Consider the following 25059-nt stretch of genomic DNA (forward strand, 5'->3'; position numbering starts at 1 on the left):
TTGGTTTTATTGAAGTTTATTTTTCTTTTAAAATATCTGCCAAAAAATAACGGATGGAAAACCATACCAATATTAACAGTCCCGCTAATATTCCGCCAACAACGGTAGCAGCTGCTTTTCCTACTTTCACCTTTTTCAGAGGCCATATAGGTTCATCCACCCGCTGAATAATAGGCGTTTCCTGAGACAACTGGATCTTAGCCATTTCCAGGTTCTTCACCACTTCTCCATACATCGTGCCTAACATCACTTTATCCCTTGATTCTATCTCCGTTCTTACAGTCGCCATCCTTCTGACCGGATTCACATTGATATCCTGTGTTTCTGCTACTGTATAAGTTTTACGATTTAACAACCCAAGAATAGAATCCGCCCGGGCTTCCAGTTTTTCCACATTTTTCCGGGAACGTTGTGTCTTTACCGTTACAAAAAAATCTATTGCCTTATTCACCAATCTTTCAGTAAAAAGCTTAGAGAAAACTTCGCTGGTTGTGCTCGTTCCTATATAGATAAAACCGGATTTCTTATCCGGTTTAAGTACACTCAGGTTTTTCTTTAAAATATCTTTATGCAGCAATATCATTATGCTATCCTGCAACCGGGTTAAACCACGTTCATTGGCTTTTAGCGGAAAGGCGAAACCCTGAAGATTCTTTTTATCCTTCCATCCATCTTTCCAGTTATTGGCATCAATATAAAGATCGGCCAGCGTAATGGCCTTTCCATTCCAGACTGTATCCGTTAATAATGTCTGACTTACAATTAACCGGGATTTCAGGAACTCCAGTATATTGTCTCCAGAAAAAATCCCACTTCCGCTATTTCCCGGCAGATCGATACCAAACTGTGCAGCCAGACCGGCATAAGATCCGAGGGAACTGGATTTGGTATCTTCTACGATAAAGGTCAGCTCTCCAATGTACTGCGGCTTTTTCAATAACGCATAAGTCAGACCCAGCCCTCCTCCAATCAAACCAAATAACACGACAATGAGTTTTTTCCTCCATAAGTAATTTATCCAGTCTTTAACTTTCAGGATAAACTCTTTCAGCGAAATTCCATCTTCCTGTTGCCTGTTTGCAGCCTCATTCGTTGATTGATGGTATGCCATTTAACTAATTATAAACTTAACGATTATTTTATTGTATTCAATATGGTTACAATTACAAGCGCCACCGAAGCAAGGCCGCTTGCGATAGCAATTCCTTCCTGCCCGCTCAACCCTTTTTTCTCTCTGCGCGACGGCACATATATTTCTGCACCCGGTTTTACCCTGGGGTATGAATTAAAGAAAAATACTTTTTTGGTATTCTTCACCTCTCCATTTGCGTATACGATATAACTTCTCCGTTTCATGGCCTGCGCCGTAAATCCTCCGGCACCATGGATATAGTCCTTGAAGTTATATTTACCATCAAACCGTACCTTTTTCGGAAAATATACTTCTCCAAACAACTGTACAGTCTGTAATTTCTTGGGAACTTTAATCACATCTCCTTCCTCCAGTAATAAGTCATACTTAGAGCCAGGATGTTTCATGATATGGTCCAGGTTGATACCCAACAATTGTTCTTTCCGGTCCACTGCCGCCTGTACCCGTGCGATGTCCGTACTATCCTGCAGTTTGTTGTAGAATACCTGCAGCTTGTTGGCCAGCAACATACTATCGCTTTCATTGATGAACGTTTTGCGCATCATCACCGCGCCTTCCGGATACGCCTCGGGGCGAAGTCCGCCTGATCTTTTAATCAGATCAGAAATACGTTCAGAACGGTTGTTGATCGTGTAATCACCAGGGTATACCACTTCTCCGCTGATCATCACATTGGCCTGTGAGGCATATGCAGGAGAACGGCGCACCACCACCTCATCGAAAGGTTGTAATACGAAAGCCTTCGCTTCCGGATTGTTACTGAGGTCAGCGTTAATATTGAACCGTTCTACAATGGCTTTGGTACTGTCTTTAGGATCGTACATCCCACCGCGTTTCCTGCGGGAAATTTCTACCTCCTGAAGCGATGCCGCGTCTGTAAGACCGCCGGCCATCAGGATCAGGTCTTCCAGGCGCATACTGTCTCCATAGTTAAAGTAGCCTGGCTTGTTCACCTCACCATCAATCCTTACTTCATATTCTTCCCGGAGATCGAATTTAGAGTAGATCATCACACTGTCTTCCTTCTGTAACCGCAAGGCTGACTTCCCGGTCAGCGCATCCTGCACATTGAAGTTGATAAAAGAAGGAGTATAGTCTGACTGTAAACGACGGATCAGGCCTCTGGAGAGGGCGGCATTTTCTTTCACGCCATCCGCTCTTTTGATCAGGTCACTGATAGTCATATTATCTTCGAGGGCATAGTTTCCCGGATGGAAAACAGCGCCAGCAATGGTTACCCGGTTGCTAAAGCGGTTCAGAATTGAGTCAATAAAAAACTGGTCACCAGACTTTAATTTAAAGGAAGCAATATCGCTGGCTTTAACGTTCACTACCTCCCGCTCTCTGTTGTTTACACGGTAAACCCGTATCACATCCTGGAAAGATTTGTCCGTATAGCCACCCGCGTAATCCAGAATTTGCTGGAGCGACTCATTATCCTTCGCTTCAAAAATTGCCTGACGTTTCACTTCTCCGATCAACTCCACCCGTGTTTTATAAGGATTTACCTTCACAATATCCTGGTCCTGTAATACAATATTGTTGCTGAGGTCGCCGTGTGCCAGAAAATCATACAAATCAAAGGTCGCCGCTGTTGAACCATTACGGATCACCTGTATATTACGAAAAGAGCCATTTTCTGTAGGACCACCGGAAACGTATAAAGCGTTGGCCACCGTAGCCAGCGATGGAATGGTGTAAGAACCCGGATTCACCACTTCACCGATCAACAATACCCGGATACTCCGGATATTGCCCAGGGAAATCTGCACAGAGGTGTTACCAGACTTAATACCGCTGTAAATAGTAGCTAACTGTTTGGTAATCCTGTTCTTAGCTTCCTCCATGGTTAACCCGTTCACATATACCGGCCCCAGATTAGGGATACGGATATAACCATCCGGTGTTACTTTCAGGCGATGCTGTACTTCAGAATACCCATATACGTCTATCAGAATCTCATCATTGGCTGCCAGACGGTAATTAGGAGGCGTCGGCATTTTAAGATTGGGCTCAAACGTCAGGTTCTTATTGTTGAAAAGTTCCGATCCAAAAATTTTCTTTCTTCTTTTTTCCCGCTCCCGTTCCTCACGGGTTTGTGGCTTCTCCTTTTTTCCCGTCCCTGCGTCTTCCGTCATGTCTTCCTCGTCCACCTTACGGCTACCCGTCTCATCTTCGTTTTCTCTTTTGTTTTTTTCCCTGCTCTTCTGACTCTGGTCCAGTTCCCTGTCCAATCCCATTTGCTGAATCCGGTTCTTCAGTTTACTCACCTCAATGTCCGGAATTCCTTTCTGCTGTGCATAGGCGTCTATATCTGAAAAAGCCATATTGTTCTTTTTCATCTCAGCCACCAGCTGACGGATCTGATCATCACTCAGATTGTCAACCTTCATCTGCCGGATTTGTTCTTTGGATAATGCTGGATTCTGCGCGGTCACACAATAGCCAATAAACAGGAAAAGCTGTAGCAGCAATAATTTTCTGAACATGTATTAATAGGATAAAAAACTTCTCGAATACCTTTCTGGAAAACACTTGTAAGGTGTCATACCCCTAAGGGGTAGCCAAACAAGCTGCAAATCTATTAAAAATAACATATAAATGTGACAGGAATCGGTTTAGCTAACCGTTTTGTTTTGAAATCGTTAGATAATTTCCGATAAGCGTTGAAACATCTACCCGCTTTCCCCGATAAGATTAACAAAAATAAACGTGCTGCGGTAAGTTTCCTATTAACTTTAAGTATATTATAATATAAAAAAATTATTAATCCATCATCCTCAATATAACTGAAACATTTTCAATCCATTTTCCCCTTTTTCTCGTTAATACTATCAGAGAGTCATGCTGATCAGACCTGTTGTTTTTTTAAGACCACCTGAATCAATTTTTTTACCACACCGGACCACTCAAAAGACCATATTTTAACTAAAAACATATCCTTAAACCATTGTAAACCAATTTCTTATTAATATTCTGTGAAAGCTTGACGCTGTGCGGTTCCGTTTCATTCAGTTAAGCCAAAACCTGAAACATGATGTCATCTGTTGAATTTAACACCTTGCTTATCGGAAACGCTGATTTCCTGAAACCCTTTGCATTTACCCTTACCAAAGATGCCGAACAGGCTAAAGACCTATACCAGGAAACCCTGTTCCGCGCCCTTTCCAATCAGGAAAAATACCTGGAAGGCACCAACATCCGCGCCTGGCTGTTTACCATTATGCGTAATATCTTCATCAACCACTACCGGAAAAAAGCCAAAAACAGGATGATAGCCGAACCCAGTGTCAGTGATTTTTTCCTTAACTACCAGCAAAGCCCCACCAGCAACAAAGCAGACACCAACCTCCGGATGAAAGATATACACGTCGCCGTCTATCACCTCCCTCAAATCTTTAAACAACCGTTCCTCCTCTATTATGAAGGATATAAATACTTCGAAATAGCAGACATTCTCCAGGAACCGCTCGGGACCATCAAAAGCCGGATTCACTTTGCCCGTAAAATACTCAAGACACAGGTGCTGCGGCACTAAATCCCTGTTGCGTTCCTTCACTATAATAGTTATCTTGGCGAATTACCAAACAACCAAATAATCCTATAGTGACTGCATCGCAACGTTTTTTATCACTCGACGTCTTCCGCGGCCTCACGGTAGCCGCCATGATCCTCGTCAACAATCCGGGTAGCTGGGAGTACGTGTACGCGCCGCTGGAACATGCTAAATGGCACGGCTGTACGCCTACTGACCTCGTTTTCCCGTTCTTCCTCTTTGCTGTCGGCAACGCCATGAGCTTTGCCATGAAAAAATACGCCGACGCCGGCAACGCAGCGGTCATCCGGAAAATACTCACCCGCACCCTGCTGATATTCGGTATCGGCCTGCTGCTCAACTGGTTCCCGTTCGTGAAATGGGCCGATGGCCAGCTGGTCATGAAACCGCTCAGCAACCTGCGCATCCTGGGTGTATTCCCGCGTATTGCCCTCTGCTACGGCGCTGCAGCACTCATTGTCCACTACCTGAAAGATAAAGGCGCCTTTGTCATGGCCTGCATTATCCTGCTCGCCTACTGGTTCGTTCTCATAGCCTTCGGTACCGGCGACCCGTACAGCCTGGAAGGCTATGCCGGTCTGCCGCTCGACAAGTTAATACTGGGAGAAAATCATATGTATAAAGGGGAAGGAGTACCTTTTGATCCGGAAGGCATCCTCAGCACTTTCCCGGCCACCTGCAACGTGATCTTCGGATACCTCGCCGGTAAATTCATTCAGGAGAAAGGGAAAACCTACGAAATGCTCGCCCGCCTGATGATCATGGGCTGCATCCTCATCTTTGCCGCGCTCTGCTGGGACATGGTGTTTCCGATCAACAAAAAAATATGGACCAGCTCCTACGTGCTCTACACAGTAGGCATCGCACTGCTGCTGCTCTCCATCCTGATGTATATCGTGGAATTCCGCGGGCTTACCCGGTGGACCACCTTCTTCACCGTATTCGGTAAAAACCCGCTCTTCATCTATGTACTGTCGGGCGTGGTAGTGAAGCTATACCTGCTGATACGCCCGGTACCTGGCCAGAACATGTACACCTGGTTGTACCAAAACGTATTCCAGCCTATCGGCGGCAATATGGTGGGCTCTTTCCTGTTTGCCCTGTTCCACGTGTGCGCGTTCGCAGCAGTAGGTTACTGGATGGACAAAAAGAAAATCTACGTACGGGTATAACCATATACCAACCGGTAATACCGCTCCTTTAGCCGCGACTGGAAGTAGACGGCTGTCGTTAATATCAGCGCCGCCAGTGTGAGCAACGAAGGATGTGGCCAGTAGTAGTACAATGCAAAACACAAAACGCTGTAACGGGCATACTCCAGGTAAAACACCCAGCGTTTCTGCTCCAGGATAGCGCCGCAGTTCATCAGCGTAAGCAGGATCAGCAGCGTAACACACCCTTGTACAAATACCGGCACATAATGCTCCAGCAATAAAAAAACAAACAATAATGTGAGTGTGGCAGCCATCTGCCACACCACATAATTATTTAGTTTAGGCGTTTCCGTTAGTGTACGGTTTCGCAACAGAAACGTTTCTTCCAATATCTCCCTCGCCGCAGGATCTACATAATCAGGCTTCCCGAAAACCACCCGCAGCTTGTTGCGCCATCCGTTCGCTCTCCTGACGGAATACAGCATCTCCAGTATGAAATGAAAATGTTGCCACAGAAAACTGTTGCTTTCCAGTGGCTTGGTAAGACCGTATACCGGCTCCTCTTCTTCTTTCTGAAAAGTGCCAAATAACTTGTCCCATATAATGAACACGTCGCCGTAGTTCTTATCCAGGTATTTCGGATTGCTGGCATGGTGCACCCGATGATGCGATGGCGTGACCAGAATATATTCCAGGATGCCCAGCTTGCCGATAGTACGGGTATGAATGAAAAAGGGATACAGCCCGTGCACCAGCAACATACTGGTGATCATCGCCGGCGGAAATCCGATGACAGGCAATATTGCCCAGAAACCCGTACGGATGAAAGCCTGGAAAACAGTGATACGCGCAGATACCGTATAGTTAAATTCCTCACTCTGATGATGCACCACATGCGCACACCAGAACAGCGTTACCTCATGTGCCAGGCGGTGGTACCAATACCAGATAAAGTCGGTACAAACCAGCAACGCCACCCACAGCAACACGCCGGATTTAATATCAAACAAGGCATAGTGCCTATGCAGATAATCATACACGAAATAAAAAAGCCCTACCGTAAAGGTGTCAAGCAACCTTTCGGCAATACCCACGCTGATGTTCGCAATGGAATCATTGAACTTAAAATAACGTTTCCCTTTTTTGTGTGCCACCAGATACTCCAAACCCATGAATGCCAGAAAAAAAGGAACCGCCAATGCCAGAAAATTCAAATGCACTTGATAAAAATTTTAGCTGCTAAAAATGAAAACACAGGTCTCCCTCCATGGTGCCAGCCCATGTACAGGGTATTGTTGAATCTTGTTATTGGTGGTAACTGATAACAATATTAGAAAATATATTTCTAATATCCTACTAAATTTGTAGACTATAAAAAACAAAGGGCGGAAAACAGCGATGAGCCGTCTCCCGCCTTCGCGACATTGCATATATCTGGTCAGTTCTTCAACTAATCTTCTGCCGGTCCCCCATCGGCCATCCGCACCATTTTAGGTTGGAAACGGCCTACCACTTCCACCAGATCGGCTTGTGCAGCCATCACGGTATGGATATCCTTGTAAGCGCCGGGCGCCTCATCCAATCCGCCACCGATCAGGGTTACGCCATTATCCTGTAGCATTTTTCGCATTTCATCAGGGGTGATGGAAGCGATGGCCTTCGTACGGGACATCTGCCGGCCTGCGCCATGCGAAGCGGAATGCAGGCTGGTAGTTTCACCTTTACCCCGCACAATAAAGCCGGGCGCCGTCATGGAGCCGGGAATAATACCCAGTACACCTTTCCCGGCAGGGGTAGCGCCTTTACGGTGCACGATCAGCTCTTTGCCATGATGTATTTCCTTCCAGGCGAAGTTATGATGGTTCTCCACTCTCGCCAGCATGGTAGCGCCCATTTCAGCGATCAGCCGCTTATGGATCAGGTGGTGACATGCAGACGCGTAGTCACCGGCGAGGTTCATCGCCAGCCAGTACTCCTGCCCCGCCTCCGTGTTCAGGTCCAGCCACGCCAGGTGCTGCGCATCTTTTGGCAACACGCACAACTCCTTGGCCAGCCGGGTATAATGCCCGGCCACCTGCGCGCCCAGGCCACGGGAACCGGAGTGAGACAGCACCGCCACATAATCTCCGGGAGCCAGGTCCCATTCATTGGTGGCATCGGTGATGGTCACCACGCCCCATTCCACGAAGTGGTTGCCGGAACCGGATGTTCCCAGCTGACCGGCAGCTTTCGCCTGCAGGTTACGCAGTAGCTGAATTTCTTTAAACTCGGTCCTTTCCAGCACGGCATCGTCGTCATTCTTTTTCCATTCTGCGCCTGCGCCGAACTTGGTTTTGTATTTCAGCGCCTTTTCATACTCGCCGGCTTTCGTAGTCAGACTATCTACCGGCAGGTCCAGTATGCTCAGACACATACGGCATCCGATGTCCACGCCAACGCCATAAGGTATCACGGCATTCTCTGTGGCCAACACACCGCCTATCGGCAGGCCGTAGCCCTGATGGGCGTCCGGCATCAGCGCGCCGGCAACGGCAACGGGCAAACGTACTGCGTTGTTCAGCTGCCGGATAGCACCTTCCTCAATAGCATCACCACCGAAGATGGCGTAATCTACCGGCTTCTCCCGCAATGCTATGATGTCGGGGCCTTCTTCTGGTATCAAAGCGGTGGCTACCTCCGCCCATACCGCATCTTCGGTATAAGCGGCCGGACTAGCCAGTACCTTGGTCAGTATGGCTTCAATTTCCTCCGCTGTAGCCGTTGCGTAATGTTGGGTAATAACGTCAATGGCTGTACTAATTACCCGGCCCTGCGGATACCCTAAGGCGCGTAATTGTTTTCCGGTCATTTTCAATTCAGACATAATGGGGGTCTATTCAATCAATATTATCATAATATTCCTCCTGTACCATTTGATACAGAGGCTTCTTTTTATACTTCTCTTTGTCTTTCACAGCAGGATTCCAGCGCCTCCAGCTGTTGTGCCGGCTTTGTGTAAGCCAGCGCATACGATGCTCCAATTGACGGCCTGTAAGATAGTTGTCTACTTCCTGTATTTGCGATTCCAACACGGGGTCCACGATACGTTGATGTGTTAACATATGCGGCCGTATCCGCAATACGAAACGCCAGGGCTCTTTAAACACCATAACAGGCACTTCTTTCTTACCGTACCGTGGCATTTCCAGACGTTCTTCAAAGAAGATAACTTCCTCCCGCGTAAACCTGAGCTTTTCAAACTCCGAAAGAGAAAGAGTACGCAGATGCTGCACTTTGTCTACCCATACCTTTTTACCACGCACCCGCTTCTTCTTTTTAAAGTCTTTCCGATGAAAGTATTCCATCGTATTGATTTTAGCAAGAATACCCTCAAAAAATGATGCCTGTTTTCCACGCGCCACATCATCTCTCAACACAAAGAAACGCACATAGCCTTTCTGAATAGGCGGTTTCAGTGGTACGTAGAGCGGCTCGCGGCTTTTACGCCAAAGCTCCCGGCGGTATTTGTCTAACCGCAGTAACGCTTTATCTCTTGCGGTAATTACTGCACGGCGTTTTTGTCTTGCTGTTTTGAGCCGTGCAGACTGAATATAATATTGTAATTCGTCTGAAAATAACTTGTCCATAACACATGGTCTGGTGAATTTTTAATCTCGTTCACCGATCGGTGAAAACGATGTACCATCGGGTTGTATACAGACAAGTAATTTTTTTTCATGACTGATAATATTTTTAATGAGATGAATAATGTTTGTTACACTCTTTCTTCCAGCAGCGTTCTTCTGAAACCGATCACATTTTTTGGCGTTTCAAAAGAAGGCTCATGCTGATTGGCTATTTCTGCGATACTCATGGATTTGTTGATCACAGTATCATAGCCCAGGTGCGTCGACAATCGCTGTGCTTTTGCGGTGGAGAGTTTCTTAAACTCATACTTGGCGATCAACCTGCCTTTGCGCAACAGCGCGCTGTCAATGGCAGACAGATCACTGTTGAAAGAACATACCAGCTGTATGTTCAGGCAATCCGCCAGCAGCCCGTCAGACAGGTTCAGCAGATTGGACACAGATGAATTACCGCTGAACTTCCTGTCCATGATCACGTTTTCTGCATCTTCAATAATCACCACACAATTAGGATTATCAATCAGCAGCTCCATGAATTCCGGATTCATGATGTTGTGCGCCAGGTCAGGTGATACAAACAAGATACGTTTTTTTATTTTGCCGATGAGATAACGCAGATACGTTGTCTTACCGGTTCCGGGGATACCGTGCAGCAGCACGATACCTTTATCTTTGTCTTTACGCAGGCGTTGTTGTATTACCTTATCTACCTCGCGAAAATCATCTTCATAAAACAGTCCGATGTCCAGCTTTGTACGCTTGATCTCCATGCTCTTCAGCTCGAGTCCTTTTCGCCCGCTGACGATGAGATTGATCTCATGTGGTTCTCTGCGTTGTTTCTCTTTATAGCGTGTAGCCATTTCGGTTACCTTCGCTACAAATGCAACATCTGTACCATCGTGCAATATTTCCACCCAGGAGTGCCAGAAGGCTACCACGCTGGCGTTATTGAGCACGAGTACGGTTTGTGCGTGTTTGTATTTTTTCTTTTTCGTATCGTAATCGGTATAGCGGTAGGTATGCAGTATCATGCCTTCAAAGGCTTTCACAAATGCGGCTTCTGCTTTCTCTCCGTCTATATCGTAGATATTGTTGATATTGGGTATACTGTTAAAATGGACCGTATACACTCCTTTGGGCGCAAAATATTCTCCATCGGTTATATCTATCTGGTTATTGACCATCGCTTTCATTTACTGTTGCACTTTTAAAATTAGTCTTCCCTGATAGTGATTTACCGGAGCCCCTGTGGGCTCCAGGCAAATCAGGCTTATCATTTCCGGTACGTATAGGTACCTCTTTTGGGGGGAAGTTACAAGTTATCCTCTTGATAACCTGAAGATGGGGGTTAATTCAAACAGAGACGAAAAAAAATATCTTTAGGGGAGATGAGTCAGCGGAGCAGGATTACTCCGCTACCTGTTTATAAAATGTACCTCCTCAAATAATCTTTTTACGATGAACACAAAAAAACCCGGTCTGTTTACACGGACCGGGCTACTAACGTTAACGCATATACTACGTTAAGGCATGCCGGGTCCGTTTAGCGTCAATTTGATTGATGCTATCGTTAAACCCTTTACTGCTGCGCATTTCAGCGGTCAGTAGCCAGTTCTTTATGGTGTTCCGTGCTAATTTCATTATCAAAACCATCATAAAAAAAGCCCGGACCAATTGATCCGGGCTTCAGTTATATGATACAAATATTTTTATACTACCTGTAACCATGAAACGCCCGGAACCCGCTCCAATCTTGCGTGCCGCAAGGGATTGCTGATTCCATATTTAAGTTAAAGCGTACCATTTTTTACGAGTGTTTACCTATTATCAATTTTTAACGATGCAAAGATAATGTGATAAATAGTGATAATGCAAATTTTTAACAGACTTTTTTCAAATTTTTTTTCTATGTAGATAAAAATAGTGTCGGCTCCTTACTGCATAAAAAAACCGGAAGTGCGCATACTTCCGGTTGCTGTAATCGAATAAGGATAACAAAAACAGATGTTGTTGGTCGACCAAAAAAAATCAGATCAGAACGGCGCTTTCTTCATATTCTTTCTCCAGTCTTTTCATCTGGCGGATATGACGTTCTATGTGTTTAGTCAGGAAATAGATGTACTGATAGATATCCAGTTTGCCCAGATGGTTAACAGACATGTTGGTAAATACCAACACCCCTTCGCCATTTTTAAGCAAAGACAGATTGTACATGCACTGTGCGTACTGTTGTTTCAGCAACGCTTTTACTTCCTGCATATCTTTAAGTCCTGTAGGTTCCATGTGTTCCGGTCTTACCCATCCGAAAGACTTGCTGCTGATCACATCGATCTGGCCGAATTTCTCCTGGTAATCTGCCGGCACCACCACGGTATGGCCGTTTCGTTTACGGTCAAGCGCCCTGCGGGTACTTTTGTTGATGATCAGTAACAGGAAGTAATTAGTGAGGGTAATATGCTCCAGCACTTCCCGTATGCTCCATTGATCGCGGTCTGGTTTGAAGTCCAGCAAACCTGGTTCTTTGTCAAACCAATTGTCCAATTCTCTGAAATTGGTGAGTAAAGCCTCTCTTACAACTTGAATAACGTTCCTCATATACTAACGTTTTTTGGGGTTATGCACTGTACCTGTCTGTACGAGATCAAATGGGCTTAGCACATAACATTCTTAAAATAATTGTTTGCCATTTCTGTGCCGGATTTTCCCGTGAAATAAAAAACCCGGCCGTATTTACGGACCGGGCAATCATGTAATGGGTTAGCTTACATTACTGCATACCATGTCCGTATGGCTTTTTTAAGGCAAAGCCATTCCCTTTACACCAAATGGTGTATTGAATATTTTGACCAGTTATCGTCTGAAGTTCTTTCACTGTCGTCATTTCAGTACTGCTTCAAAAGCAAAAGGTCCCGCCTCTTTGAGTGCGGGACCTTTGTTTATATCGTTTGATAACTATCGTTAACAATCGGTGCAACGTGCCCGCAATCCGTCCTTGACCTGCTTTTGCTTGCAGGCCATCGCTGTAATCTTATATGTTGACAGAAGTTGCACTAAGAAATTTGTTGTTTGCTACAAAGGTAGATTTTATTTTTTTTATTACACAATAATATAGCCTACTTTTTTTATAGAGTTAACAATTAGTTTATATTTTCTTTTTTTTCATTTTTTATTTGCTGCATCTGTTGCGGCATCTGCGACCCTTTGCTGCGGTAATATTTCTTTCTTCCTGCTACCGGACCAGGCCCCATATCAGCTCCGCTTTTTTACGGCCGGGCAGCATGTCTCCCGGGGTCAAAACCAATACCGTCTGCCGGCCAATACTTTAAAATAAACTCAGCTGGCTGGTAGGCCGGCGGAAAGAATCCGTATTAAACTCAAACCGCTCCTGATTTAACCCGTTCTTTTTTACGTGTAGCCGGAACTGTTGGCGGATCAAATCCGCTATATTACCCTCTCCGCGCATCCGGCGGCCAAACTCACTGTCATTGACATTGCCCCCGTGCATGCTCTCGATCTGGTGCCATACCTTGTCGGCACGGTCGGGGAAGTTCTTATAAAGCCAGTCATTGAAGATGATCTTCACCGCGTCGTTCAGCCGTACAACGGTATAGCCGGCATACTTAGCGCCATTGGCAGCGGCCATCTCCAGCAGGCGGGGTATCTCGTGATCATTCAGCCCCGGAATCATAGGGGCCGTCATCACGCCAACGGGTACACCGAATTCACTCAGCTCCTTTACAATTTTGAATCGCTGCGCCGCCGTGGTGGTCCGGGGCTCCATCTTCTGCCGCAGGTCTTCCTGTAAGGTAGTAATGGAAACATACACGCAGACCAGTTTCTCCTGCGCCAGCTGTTGCAACAGGTAACGGTCTCTCAGTACCAGCGAGTTTTTGGTGATGATGCCCACCGGCTGCTTGTATTCCAGCGCCACTTCCAGCAGCTGCCGCGTAAGCCACATCTTACGTTCCACCGGCTGATAACAGTCTGTGTTCCCCGAAAGGGAAATGGGCTTTGGTACCCAGTTTTTATTGTCCAGGAACTTGCGCAGCAGCTCCGGCGCATTATGTTTGACAATGATCTTCCGCTCAAAATCCAGTCCCGCACTCAGTCCCCAGAATTGATGGGCGTTGCGGGCATAACAATAGATACAGCCATGCTCACAGCCCTGATAGGGATTCATGGAATACCACATTCCTACATCCGGGCTATCGACCTTGTTGACCAGGGTTTTAGCATGCTCCTCAAATACCTGGGTAGGCACATCCGCCTGCCACCACTCGTCAATCCCCTCCACATGCTCCTGCACATACTCTCCCTTCAGGTATTTGTTCCGCGGATTTACCTGCGCACCACGTCCTTTGTAATAGGGGGTTTCAGCTCCACCTTCCTGGAATGGCAATGTCATACACTAAATATTTTAGTAAAAATACTAAATATTTTGTCATTTCAATATTTAGGTATTTTATTATTTGATAGAGCCCGGGCTACTAATCGCCTCTGTCAAATAACTAAATAACACAATGTCTAAATATCAAAATCTAAATGATCTCCATCTGCTTCATCAGGAAAGTGGCATTTTTATTACGGGCAATACCAGGCCGGATGCGATAATCAAAGAAAAGATGGTCATCCTGGATAGTGCTTTCAAAGCAATAGTTCCGGATTTTATTGGGATAATTATCTTCCAGGTGCCCCAGCTCCAGGTCATGCGTGGCAATCATCCCCAGGCAGTTATAGGCAAGGAAATGTTCTATCAGGCTGCGGGACCCCGAAAGCTTGTCTTCTGAATTGGTGCCCTTCAGGATCTCATCCAGCAGAATAAACACCCGCTCTCCTGTTTTCAGCTGAATAATAATATGTTGCAACCGCAACAGCTCGGCCTGAAAATAGGAAGTATGGCTGGCGATAGAATCTTTGATACGCATGGAAGTCATGATACGCATCGGCGTAAATACCAGCCTGCCGGCGCATACCGGTGCACCGCACATCGCCAGCAACAGATTGGCTCCCACACTACGCAGGAACGTGCTTTTGCCCGACATATTGGACCCCGTGATAATCAGGAAACTGGCGTCCCGGCCAATATGCCCGTCATTTTTAACGGACTCCGTTTCAGGGATCAGCGGATGCCCCAGCCCTTCGGCCTCCAGTAACATCGGTTCGGCCTGAGGCTGCGGATAAGCATACCCCGGGTGATTAAAAGCAAAAGTGGCCAAGCTGTTCCAGACCTCCATTTGCGCAATCACTTCAAACCATTTATCCACCGCTGTTTTATACTGCTCTTTCCAGCGTTCCAGCCGCAGGATGCAATGCAGGTCGTACAGAAAGAGGGAATTGAGGGCAATACCCACCAGCAGGTTCAGACGCTGATCAAAAGCAGAACTGATGCGGGACAACTGATGCAGCGCCACATCTGCTTCACGGGCTGTTTCCTGCTGCTGCCGCAGCAATACCGACTGCTCAAAGGAACCTTTGCGGACCAGTCCCAGTAACAGCGCAAACTTTTCCAGTATCCGCTCTTTCTGGGAAATCAGCTTATACTGCTCCTGCAGCTTCGGTTGAATGCTGAGCAACACCAGCCAGTTGACCATGATCATGCCGATAAAAAGATAATAATGGCCCATATAAGAGCCTGCCACCACTGCTGCGATCGTCAACAACGGCAATAACCATCTGGCTGTTCCAATAAACTTATTATGTATAAACGCAAATGGCATATCCAGCCAAAGCGCCAGTTCACGGCGATCGCTGGCCTCCTCTTTGGCCAGCATGGCATTGGCAGTAAGATGTTGGCGGAAATCTATTTCCGGCGTCAGTACTTTCAGCGCTTCCTGTGTGGCCTGAATCAGCGCGATGTCCAGCATGGGCGCTCCCAGTGAAGCTGCCAGCCGTTGTTTACCCGATAAAGTACCGGTACGGTTAACAGACTGGAAAATGGACGCAGGGCCAAACACGTCCAGGTCGCCGGAGTAGTCATGTTGATCGTTGATAAATTCGTGGCCATCCTCAAAGGAAGACTTCCAGGTAGTGGCCTGCTGTTGTTCTTTCTGGTTCAGCCCGAGCAGCGTTTTCAGTAGCGCCAGCTGTTGCAGCGAGCGGTTGTGCCGTTTAAGAAAAAAGCCAAAGGCCACTACCCCCACCGCAGTGGCTAATAACCATACTCCTTCCCTACCCTGGCGGAAATACATCACCACCCCGGCAATGATCACCAGGAAGCTCAGCAGCCGTGACCAGGACAGCAGCGATGTCCGCTTCTTCTCCTTGTCGATAGCCTGTTGAAATTCGTTGATCCGTTGCTGGTATAGATGAGGGCGTTCCATTACACACATTTTTAAAAGTGAAATGCAGCTGAAGACAATTGTCTCCGCTGCATTCCAAATATCAACATAAAAAAATAATAAAATAAAAAAATGATCAGGCGTACTGTCTTTTCAGCAAATCCGGGTACTCCTGGCTTACTTTCAGGATAAGCTCACCAAACAGCGTACAGGCCCAGGCAAACCACTTACGGGTAAACTTCGTAGGGTCGTCCTTGTGATAGGACTCATGTATGAAACCGGTGTTACCATCTGTATTGCGCAGTGTTTTGATACACTCGGCAATTTCCTCCTTACTCTGACTGGTTAAAGCTCTCATGATGATACTCATAGGCCAGATATAGTTTTCTCCGGTATGCGGGCTCCCTACGCCATCGCCATACTTGCCCTTATAGAACCACGGATGAAAACCGCTCCATACAAAATGGCGGGAAGCCTGGTACAGCGGGTCATCTGCAGTGGTATAGCCAAGATACGGGATAGACAGCAGGCTGGGAACGTTGGTATCGTCAATGAATAAACGATTACCAAAACCATCTACTTCAAAGCCGTACATATTGCCCAGTTTCGGATGCTCTACGATCGCATAGGCTTTGATAGCGCGATCCACTTCATCGGCCAGATCAGCGCACTCTTTTGCAAAGGCCGCATCTTTATAGATCTCCGTGCTGATTTCCGACAGCTGCCGCAGGGATACCACCGCAAACATGTTGGAAGGGATCAGGAAAGGGAATACGGTAGCATCGTCCGAAGGACGGAAAATAGAAACAATCAGGCCTACCGGCAACATCGGTGAACCGTAACCTGAATTGGGCACGGTATCAGACTGCCAGGCGGTCACACGCTGGAACTTATATGGCCCTTTGCCTTCTTTGCGCTGCTGTTCCTTAAAGGTTTTAACGATCAGCTGGGCCGACTGTTTGTATTTCGCGTCAAACACGCTGGTATCGCCACCGTGTTTCCAGTAGTGGTAGGCCAGGCGTACAGGATAACAGAGCGAGTCTATTTCCCATTTACGTTCATGCAGTTCCGGCTTCATGTCTGTCAGGTCTTTCTCCCATTCGCTGCCGGTAGGGCCATCGTTGAAGGCATTGGCATACGGGTCTATCAGGATACATTTCGCCTGACGGTTAATCACACCGGCTACCATCTGCTCCAGCTTCTTGTCTTCCTTAATAAGCGGAATATAAGGCCATACCTGCGCGGAGGAGTCGCGCAGCCACATCGCGTTGATATCACCGGTGATCACGAAAGTGTCGGGCCGGCCATCCATCGTCTTGAAATTAACAGTCGTATCAAGGGTGTTCGGGAAACAGTTCTCAAACATCCAGGCCAGTTTGTTGTCGGCAATCTGTTTTTTCACATTGGTGATTGTCTTTTCCACCGCGTCGCTGGTGAACTTACGTTTCGCCAGTGGCGGACGTTGGGACGAATAACCATCCCAACCCAAAACGGTTTTGGGCATTCCCAGTCCAACAGCACCTGCCAGCAGCGCGCTGTTCCTGATAAAATCTCTCCTTGCTACCATACTGTTTATTACGTTTAAGTAGGGCTAAAATAGAAAAGTTTCCCGGATTTGCTTAAACGATTTATCAATCGTCATCATCTTCCTTCTCCTGAAGCTTCACAAAGGCGCTCCGACGAGGGGCCGGCATCACCGATTTTTCGCCACGGACGGCCTTCCACACCACTTCGTTCAACTCCAGGTCTGGTACCCGGTCTTCATGTGCCAGGTCAAAAGCAGCTGAACGGCGGGCACTCTCATTCCAGGCGGTATTCCGCTCACGGATATCCACATTGGCTTCCAGCGCCACATAAGGCGTCAGATCAGGCGTAGCGGTAAACAGCTCCCACATAGGCGTAGCAGCAGCATCATACTGGCTCATTGGCGGCAGGCCAAGAATCAGCTCCATCGTGCGCAACATGCCGGACGTAGAGTACATATTATGGTTGACGGTGTTCCGCTTCACATAAGGACTGATCACGTAAGCGGTGGAACGGTGCGCATCGATATGGTCAGGGCCATTCTGCGCATCGTCTTCCAGAATGAAAATGGCGCTCTCCTTCCAGATACGGCTATGGGAGATGTATGCTATCAGTTTGCCTACAGCCAGATCATTGTCGGCCACAGATGCGTAGGGAGAATAAGCCCCTTTGCGCATGCCGCTGGTATGGTCGTTGCCCAGACGGACGGTATTAAAACGGGGCACTGCATCGGCAGCCAGCAACGAATCAAAATCACGCTGCCAGATCTGCTGGCGGTCCACATCAAGAATACTCAGGTCAAAAGACGGATAATCTTTGCAGTAATGGCCTTCCAGCGTTTTCAGCGTAGCGGAGCCTTTGCCGGCAAACTCACCATAGCTGCGGAAGCTCACACCGGCACGGGCGCAATAGTCCCAGATAAATCCTTTTTTTGGATAAGCAATCTTACGGCTGCCCTCATAGTCGTAGGTGCCTCCCCTGCCACCATAACTGGTAGGCCAGGTTTTTTCCGTATAGTCGGTAGCGTAAGCGGCAGTACTCCAGTTATGGCCATCGGCACTCACTTCAGCATCTACATAAAAATTGTCCAGCAGTACATAGTCTTTTACCAGTTTGTGCTGGTTGGGCGTGATACGCTCAGGGAAAATACAGAGGCTACTGTCGCCATTTCCTTCTTTGATGTCGCCCAGCACCTGGTCATAAGTGCGGTTTTCCTTGATGACATAAAATACGTATTTGATGGGGGATGTTTGTCCGGCTTCCTGTGGAACAGGATTACCTTTTTCACCGGGCGCGCGCAGCTCCTTGTTCTTCGTATAGGGGGTATTGTCATATACCAGCTTAGACCACTGTCCCAGCACTTTCTCTCCCGGCTCACGGAAAATAGACAGCGTGCCTTTGAACAGTCCGGCGATGTACTGCACAGGATGGTCTTTACGTGTATTGGCCTGATGCGAACCACTGGCATCCTTACGGCTGATAGGGTTAGGTCCTTCAGGATTTGCCATGGAAGTAAAACCTTTACCGTTTGCTACCAGTACTTTTTTACCGGTAACGCGTACACAGGTGGGATACCAGCCTACCGGAATAAATCCTTCTGCATGGCTTTTGCCCGGGGTGGCCACATCGAATACCGCCAGGCAGTTATTATCTGCATTAGCGATATACAGGGTTTTGTTGTCTTCAGACAGCGCCAGCCCATTGGTAGTAGAACCTGTTGGCGCATCCGGATACAATGCAGCATGCAGGTTCTCAATTACTTTGCCATCTGCAGTAGTGACAACAGATACGGAGTTATCATTTGCGTTGGCCACATACAGGTACTTACCGTTTTTAGATAAAATAATTTCGTTAGGATGACTACCTGTTTTTATTTCATTGACTATTTTATCGGTAGCGATATCATATACTGCGATAGCATCGCCGCCCCATAAGGAGATGTACAGTGTCTTGTTGTCTTTAGACAGCAGGCAGGTAAAAGCTTCCGCTGCCAATGGTACACGCCTGATCACCTTTTTCGTTGCCAGGTCCAGCAGATAAAGGCTATTGTCTTCTTTGGTGACGACGTATAGCCTGTTACGTGAGTGGTCTATCGCCATGCCGGTAGGGCATATTTTTTCTTTAGGCCAGGACAGGCCGAGGCGGATGCTGTCTGTAGCCACCAACTTGTTCTCCCGAAGCTGATATTCCCTGATCACGTTGTCATTGGCGCCGGAAGCGTAGAGTGTTTTCTCGTCCTTGCTAAATGCCAGCCCATACCATGATTTGGGGATGACTACCTCATCCAGCAGTGTTTCCTGCCGTGCATCTATCAGTTGCAGGGTGTGTTTGCTCTGCCCGTTGTTGTTCACCGCGAGATATTTTCCGGAGCCGGAAAGTACCATATTCAGGGGCAAATCTCCCAAAGGCAGGGAATGTCCGGCGGGCGTCAGGGACCACCCATTGGGTAACAGTATTCGTGCGGCCACGGTGTCTGGCGTTTGTGCTGCAACCTGCAATGAGGCCAGCAACAACGCGCTGAAAACCATTTTTTTCATAAACATATTCTATAATCGCAGATAAATAAATCAAGAAGACTGGTAAAAATAGAACAGGCGCCCAGAGCGAAGCAATAGCCACACGATTGATAATACTAATATAACATTTCCCAGGGCTAATACCTTGCAGGAAGATGTTTTTCCCGTGCTCAAAATGAGCGGGCCTGACGCGCAAAAAAATAGGCCGACCTAAAAGGTCAGCCTATATAATACATCAATGATTGTCTTCTTTTCTTTTCCGCCTATCAGATCAGCATATCGTCGTTACATATTACGACGGTACTGCCCTCCAACTTCATATAACGCATGCGTGATCTGTCCGAGGGAACAGTGTTTCACGGTTTCCATCAGTTCTGCGAAGAGGTTTCCGTTGTTGACGGCTACCTGCTGCAGCTGCTTCAGGGCAGCAGCATTTTTCTGTTGATGACGATGCTGGAAGGCTTCCAGTGTTTTTATCTGGAAATCTTTTTCTTCTGTGGTAGAGCGGATCACCTCTGCCGGAATAATGGTAGGAGAACCATTTTTATTCAGGAACGTGTTCACTCCTACGATGGGGTATTCACCGGTATGTTTCAGTGATTCGTAGTAAAGGCTTTCTTCCTGGATTTTATTACGCTGGTACATCCTTTCCATGGCGCCGAGTACGCCGCCACGTTCGGTGATGCGTTCAAATTCGGCCAGTACGGCTTCTTCTACGAGATCAGTCAACTCTTCGATGAAGAAAGATCCTTGTACCGGGTTTTCGTTTTTAGCTGTTCCCAGTTCTCGGTTGATGATCAACTGTATTGCCATGGCCCTTCTCACGCTTTCTTCTGTGGGCGTGGTGATCGCTTCATCGTAAGCGTTGGTATGGAGCGAGTTACAGTTATCGTATATGGCGTACAGGGCCTGCAGCGTTGTGCGGATATCGTTGAAGTCGATCTCCTGCGCATGGAGGCTCCTGCCGGAAGTCTGAATGTGGTATTTCAGCTTCTGGGAGCGGTCATTGCCTTTATATTTGTATTTGATGGCCTTGGCCCAGATACGGCGTGCCACACGGCCTATTACCGCGTATTCAGGGTCCATGCCGTTGCTAAAGAAGAACGACAGGTTAGGCGCAAAATCATCGATGTGCATGCCGCGGCTCAGGTAGTATTCTACGTACGTGAAGCCGTTGGCCAGCGTAAAGGCCAGCTGCGTGATAGGATTGGCGCCGGCTTCAGCGATGTGATATCCTGAAATGCTGACAGAGTAGAAGTTGCGGACTTTCTGTGTAATGAAATATTCCTGCACGTCGCCCATCAGTTTCAGGGCAAATTCGGTAGAGAAGATACAGGTGTTTTGTGCCTGGTCTTCCTTCAGAATATCTGCCTGTACGGTACCCCGAACGGTGCTGAGGGCGTGGGCGCGGATCTTCTGATATACCTCGCGGGGCAGCACTTCTTCACCGGATATGCCGAGCAGCGACAGGCCAAGGCCGTCGTTGCCGGCCGGCAGGTCGCCATTATAATGTGGCAACGGATGATCTTTAAATTTCTCGCGGATAGTGGCTTGTACCTGTTCGGTCAGGCCGTTTTCGAGAATATATTTTTCACACTGCTGATCGATGGCAGCGTTCATGAAGAAAGCCAGCAGGATGGGCGCCGGACCGTTGATGGTCATAGACACCGATGTCTTCGGGTCACAGAGGTCGAAGCCACTGTATAGTTTTTTAGCATCATCCACGGTAGCAATGCTAACGCCGGAGTTGCCGATTTTACCGTAGATATCCGGGCGTATAGCCGGGTCTTCACCATAAAGCGTCACGCTGTCGAACGCAGTGGACAGTCGCTTCGCCGGCTGATCGAGAGACACGTAGTGAAAACGCTTATTCGTTCTTTCCGGGCCACCTTCACCGGCAAACATACGGGTAGGATCTTCGCCTTCACGTTTGAGCGGGAATACACCGGCAGCATAAGGGAATTCTCCGGGCAGGTTTTCAGTGAGCTGCCACCGCAGGATATCACCCCAGTCGTTGTACTTAGGCAGACTTACCTTCGGAATACGGCTATGGCTAAGGCTTTCGGTAAACAGTGGTAATTTGATCACCTTTTCCCTTACCTGGAATTCGTAGTTATCGGCTGCATATTTTTTCAGGAGCGCCGGCCATTCGTCTACCAGCTTTTTGCATTCCGGATGGAGCGCTTCCGTCAGTTTTGTCTGTATATCCGCCAGCAACGGCGCTTTAGAAGCGTCGATCGTTATTACGCCATTTATCTGATAAAGTTGCGTGGCGATTTTACATTGCTCATCTACCCATTTGCTATAGTCAGCGATCGCTTCGCCTATTTCCGCCAGGTAACGCACTCTCGCCGGCGGGATGATCTGGGACTTGGTAGTAGTGGATTTCAGGCTTTCATGCGCCATCGGGCCAAAGGGGGCGCCGGTTTTCTCCACTACTTTTTCCATTACCCTTTCAAAGAGCAGGTTGATGCCGGCATCGTTGAACTGGGAGGCGATAGAGCCTACCACCGGCAGTTCCTCATCTTTCGCTGTCCACAGGGTGTGGTTACGTTTATATTGTTTGCGCACATCATGGAGGGCATCGAGTGCGCCGGCTTTATCGAATTTATTGATGGCGATCACATCGGCGTAGTCCAGCATGTTAATTTTTTCCAGCTGGGAAGCGGCGCCATATTCAGGTGTCATCACATAGAGCGATACATCGCAGTAGTCGGTGATGGCGGTATCACTTTGACCAATACCGGATGTTTCGAGGATGATAAAATCGAAGCCTGCCAGTTTACAGATATCAATCGCTTCCTGGATATGTTCGCTGATGGCTTTATCACTTTCGCGGGTGGCGAGGGAGCGCATGTAAGCCCGGGGATGATGGATGGCATTCATCCGGATACGGTCGCCCAGCAGGGCGCCGCCTGTTTTTTTCTTGGAAGGATCTACCGAGATAACTGCCACCGTCTTATCAGAGAAATGGGTCAGGTAGCGGCGTACCAGCTCGTCGGTCACGCTGCTTTTACCAGCACCGCCGGTGCCGGTGATACCCAGTACCGGAGAGGTTTTGTCGGCCGGAGCGCTGGTGATATGCGTACCTTCCTCTGCATCTACGGTAACTGCTTTGCGGGCTTTGGCGCCGCTTAACAGTGCCACCGGCATATCGTTTTCCGCGAGACTGATCGCGCGGGCTATAATTTTCGGGTTCTTGCTTTTCTTCAGCAGTGAGATGTCTTCTACGCCGCTGCCGCTGGTCAGCGGTGTAACGGCAGTATCGCACTGGCGGATCAGGTCTTCGATCATGCCTTCAAGGCCCATCTGGCGACCGTCGTCCGGAGAGTACAGGCGGGCTATGCCGTAGGCATGCAGTTCTTCGATTTCTGAAGGCAGGATGGTGCCGCCGCCGCCACCGAAGATTTTAATATGGCCACAGCCTTTTTCCTGCAACAGGTCATACATGTATTTAAAAAATTCCACGTGGCCGCCCTGGTAAGAGGTGACGGCTATTCCCTGTGCGTCTTCCTGTACCGCACAGTCTACTATTTCCGCAGCGGAACGGTTATGCCCCAGGTGGATCACTTCGGCGCCTTTAGCCTGCATGATACGCCGCATGATGTTAATAGCGGCGTCATGCCCGTCGAACAATGCTGCTGCGGTTACGATACGGACCTTATGTTGTGGTGTATATGACATATGAGATTCTTTTTTTTCACGCAAAGGCGCTAAGCAGCAAAGGCGCAAAGACAAAACAGATAAAAAAATAACATATAATACTCCTTTGCGCCTTTGCTGCTTAGCGCCTCTGCGTGAGCTATGCAAGTTACGGAAAAACTGCCTGAAATACAGGAGTAACAGGGGTTTAGAAGAGATCAAACGGAAAAAGATTCCTGTTGCAAATTATTTAAGCATATCCGGGATGGGTTAGTTTTTCCCTAAAACAACTTTCCCCTGTACAAATCACTGTACAAGGGAAAGCGTAGAAAATAAGACACTTGTAAAAAGTGCTCAGCGGCCTTCTTGTTTCATAACGTGGAACTATAAAATCAAACTATTGATAAATACTTTATTGATTTCTTTCTGGCATACTTGATAAATGGAAAATTTCTAACTCCGACTAAATGGCAAAACGTGCAAAAACGCGATCTAAATTCTGGTTTTCATCCACCCGTTTTTCAGGGTGTGTATATTTTACACAATCTTACTTAAATTTTTGTTAAAAACAAACTTTTTTTTCCATTTCACGGAGAAATAAGTTCAAACGTCCCCACCACAGGGCGTAGGGCGCTTAATCCTTCGTGGCAAAGGATTTCATCGACATATATATTAACAGGAATTCGGGTGGACATCCACCGGAGGGCTAAAAAAATATCATCTTAAAATACAGGGCAATAGCATGCACTCACAGACTGCCAACAGGTAACGTCAGCAGATTAAAATCCGATACCCAGATAGCGTTTTTTGCGCTGGTCATATTTATCAAAGTTAAACTTGTAGAGTTTAGCAGGACGGTGTGGCACATCTTCCTCTTCTTCATTGAGGTCCATCAGCAGGTCCATAGACAGGAACTTCTTCCGGAAGTTACGGCGATCCAGTTCTACATCCAATATCGCTTCATAGAGGTTCTGTAGTTCACGCAGGGAGAATTTCTTTGGCAGCAGATTAAACCCGATAGGCTGTACCATCACCTGCTGTTTCAGGCGCTCATGACAGGTGTCCAGTATTTGTTTGTGGTCAAAAGCCATGTTCTGCAAGTCTTTCACTGAATGCCAGTGCAGGTCGTTATTATGGCTTTTCAGTTCCACATGTTCGATATTCACCAGTGAATAGTATGCTACTGTGATCACACGGCCGGCTGGGTGACGATTGATAGCGCCAAATGTCTGCACCTGCTCCATATACAAATTATCCAGTCCCGTACGCGCTTTCAACACCCGGTAGGCCGCCTCGTCCAGCTCCTCGTCCGGCCGCACAATATCTCCCAGTAACGACCATTTCCCTTTATATTCCTTCAGGTCGGACTCGATCAGCAGCACCTTCAGCTCATTTCCGTTAAATCCGAAAATGACACAATCTACTGATATGGCTACTTTGAAATAGTTCTTAATCTCAACAAGGTGAGTATTGATGTTTTTGGTGTACATAGACATCATAAAAATACGTGGAATTACAGTTATCGTCTTAAACCTTGCATAAGGTATTCATCATCCAAATGAAAGAAAAAATCGGGACATTAAAAGCAAAAAGACCGAATTTTTTGCTTT

General features: G+C 47.4%; 15 protein-coding genes. 2 read left to right on the forward strand and 13 right to left on the reverse strand.

Annotated features, from left to right (window positions below; all coding sequences use genetic code 11):
• Positions 1–16: 16 nt before the first annotated feature.
• The gene (locus ICL55_RS09190; RefSeq protein WP_188096285.1) at positions 17–1111 is read right to left on the reverse strand and encodes a Wzz/FepE/Etk N-terminal domain-containing protein; all 1095 of its coding nucleotides are present in this window, start codon (positions 1109–1111) and stop codon (positions 17–19) included.
• Between the two features lie 23 nt (positions 1112–1134).
• Positions 1135–3642: an SLBB domain-containing protein gene (locus tag ICL55_RS09195; RefSeq protein WP_188096287.1), complete on the reverse strand. Its 2508-nt coding sequence runs from the start codon at positions 3640–3642 to the stop codon at positions 1135–1137.
• 548 nt (positions 3643–4190) lie between these two features.
• Between ICL55_RS09195 and ICL55_RS09200 the strand changes: the two genes are divergently transcribed.
• Both ICL55_RS09200 and ICL55_RS09205 read left to right on the forward strand, forming a co-directional pair.
• Positions 4191–4691 (forward strand): RNA polymerase sigma factor, encoded by a 501-nt coding sequence (locus tag ICL55_RS09200; protein WP_169225874.1) that lies wholly within the window; start codon positions 4191–4193, stop codon positions 4689–4691.
• Between the two features lie 68 nt (positions 4692–4759).
• Positions 4760–5881, forward strand: coding sequence for an acyltransferase family protein (locus ICL55_RS09205; protein WP_343067746.1), 1122 nt, complete (start codon positions 4760–4762; stop codon positions 5879–5881).
• Here the strand turns inward: ICL55_RS09205 and ICL55_RS09210 are convergent.
• The 11 genes from ICL55_RS09210 to ICL55_RS09260 form a co-directional block, all read right to left on the reverse strand.
• Positions 5866–7083, reverse strand: coding sequence for a sterol desaturase family protein (locus ICL55_RS09210; RefSeq protein WP_188096289.1), 1218 nt, complete (start codon positions 7081–7083; stop codon positions 5866–5868). The two genes, ICL55_RS09205 and ICL55_RS09210, sit on opposite strands and share 16 nt — an antisense overlap.
• 230 nt (positions 7084–7313) lie before the next feature.
• Positions 7314–8726, reverse strand: coding sequence for an RtcB family protein (locus tag ICL55_RS09215; protein WP_188096291.1), 1413 nt, complete (start codon positions 8724–8726; stop codon positions 7314–7316).
• 13 nt (positions 8727–8739) lie between these two features.
• On the reverse strand, positions 8740–9489 hold the full coding sequence (locus ICL55_RS09220; RefSeq protein ID WP_188096293.1) for a hypothetical protein: 750 nt from the start codon (positions 9487–9489) through the stop codon (positions 8740–8742).
• Positions 9490–9617: 128 nt separating this feature from the next.
• Entirely contained in the window at positions 9618–10682 is a 1065-nt protein-coding gene (locus ICL55_RS09225) for an AAA family ATPase (RefSeq protein ID WP_188096295.1), read from the reverse strand.
• A gap of 835 nt (positions 10683–11517) precedes the next feature.
• Complete coding sequence (locus tag ICL55_RS09230) at positions 11518–12084, reverse strand: DinB family protein (RefSeq protein ID WP_188096297.1); 567 nt, start codon at positions 12082–12084, stop codon at positions 11518–11520.
• 727 nt (positions 12085–12811) lie between these two features.
• Positions 12812–13894 carry a PA0069 family radical SAM protein gene (locus ICL55_RS09235; RefSeq protein ID WP_188096299.1) on the reverse strand — a complete coding sequence of 361 codons (1083 nt, stop codon included), beginning with the start codon at positions 13892–13894 and terminating at the stop codon, positions 12812–12814.
• Positions 13895–14027: 133 nt separating this feature from the next.
• Positions 14028–15809: a MutS-related protein gene (locus ICL55_RS09240; protein ID WP_188096301.1), complete on the reverse strand. Its 1782-nt coding sequence runs from the start codon at positions 15807–15809 to the stop codon at positions 14028–14030.
• A 94-nt stretch (positions 15810–15903) separates the two neighbouring features.
• Positions 15904–17334: a glycoside hydrolase family 125 protein gene (locus ICL55_RS09245; protein ID WP_188096303.1), complete on the reverse strand. Its 1431-nt coding sequence runs from the start codon at positions 17332–17334 to the stop codon at positions 15904–15906.
• A gap of 64 nt (positions 17335–17398) precedes the next feature.
• Entirely contained in the window at positions 17399–19828 is a 2430-nt protein-coding gene (locus ICL55_RS09250) for a beta-propeller fold lactonase family protein (RefSeq protein WP_188096306.1), read from the reverse strand.
• 264 nt (positions 19829–20092) lie between these two features.
• Complete coding sequence (locus ICL55_RS09255) at positions 20093–23491, reverse strand: methylmalonyl-CoA mutase family protein (protein WP_188096308.1); 3399 nt, start codon at positions 23489–23491, stop codon at positions 20093–20095.
• A gap of 737 nt (positions 23492–24228) precedes the next feature.
• Entirely contained in the window at positions 24229–24948 is a 720-nt protein-coding gene (locus ICL55_RS09260) for an NUDIX hydrolase (protein WP_188096310.1), read from the reverse strand.
• Between the last annotated feature and the right edge of the window lie 111 nt (positions 24949–25059).

The sequence above is a fragment of the Chitinophaga varians genome (assembly GCF_014529945.1).
Taxonomy (GTDB): Bacteria; Bacteroidota; Bacteroidia; order Chitinophagales; family Chitinophagaceae; genus Chitinophaga; species Chitinophaga varians.

Bases quoted from the DNA above. Each gene is read 5' to 3' on its own strand.
- ICL55_RS09190 (WP_188096285.1), bottom strand. From the start codon at position 1,111: ATGGCATACCATCAATCAACGAATGAGGCTGCAAACAGGCAACAGGAA.
- ICL55_RS09195 (WP_188096287.1), bottom strand. From the start codon at position 3,642: ATGTTCAGAAAATTATTGCTGCTACAGCTTTTCCTGTTTATTGGCTAT.
- ICL55_RS09200 (WP_169225874.1), top strand. From the start codon at position 4,191: ATGTCATCTGTTGAATTTAACACCTTGCTTATCGGAAACGCTGATTTC.
- ICL55_RS09215 (WP_188096291.1), bottom strand. From the start codon at position 8,726: ATGTCTGAATTGAAAATGACCGGAAAACAATTACGCGCCTTAGGGTAT.
- ICL55_RS09220 (WP_188096293.1), bottom strand. From the start codon at position 9,489: ATGGACAAGTTATTTTCAGACGAATTACAATATTATATTCAGTCTGCA.
- ICL55_RS09225 (WP_188096295.1), bottom strand. From the start codon at position 10,682: ATGAAAGCGATGGTCAATAACCAGATAGATATAACCGATGGAGAATAT.
- ICL55_RS09230 (WP_188096297.1), bottom strand. From the start codon at position 12,084: ATGAGGAACGTTATTCAAGTTGTAAGAGAGGCTTTACTCACCAATTTC.
- ICL55_RS09235 (WP_188096299.1), bottom strand. From the start codon at position 13,894: ATGACATTGCCATTCCAGGAAGGTGGAGCTGAAACCCCCTATTACAAA.
- ICL55_RS09240 (WP_188096301.1), bottom strand. From the start codon at position 15,809: ATGGAACGCCCTCATCTATACCAGCAACGGATCAACGAATTTCAACAG.
- ICL55_RS09245 (WP_188096303.1), bottom strand. From the start codon at position 17,334: ATGGTAGCAAGGAGAGATTTTATCAGGAACAGCGCGCTGCTGGCAGGT.
- ICL55_RS09250 (WP_188096306.1), bottom strand. From the start codon at position 19,828: ATGAAAAAAATGGTTTTCAGCGCGTTGTTGCTGGCCTCATTGCAGGTT.
- ICL55_RS09255 (WP_188096308.1), bottom strand. From the start codon at position 23,491: ATGTCATATACACCACAACATAAGGTCCGTATCGTAACCGCAGCAGCA.
- ICL55_RS09260 (WP_188096310.1), bottom strand. From the start codon at position 24,948: ATGATGTCTATGTACACCAAAAACATCAATACTCACCTTGTTGAGATT.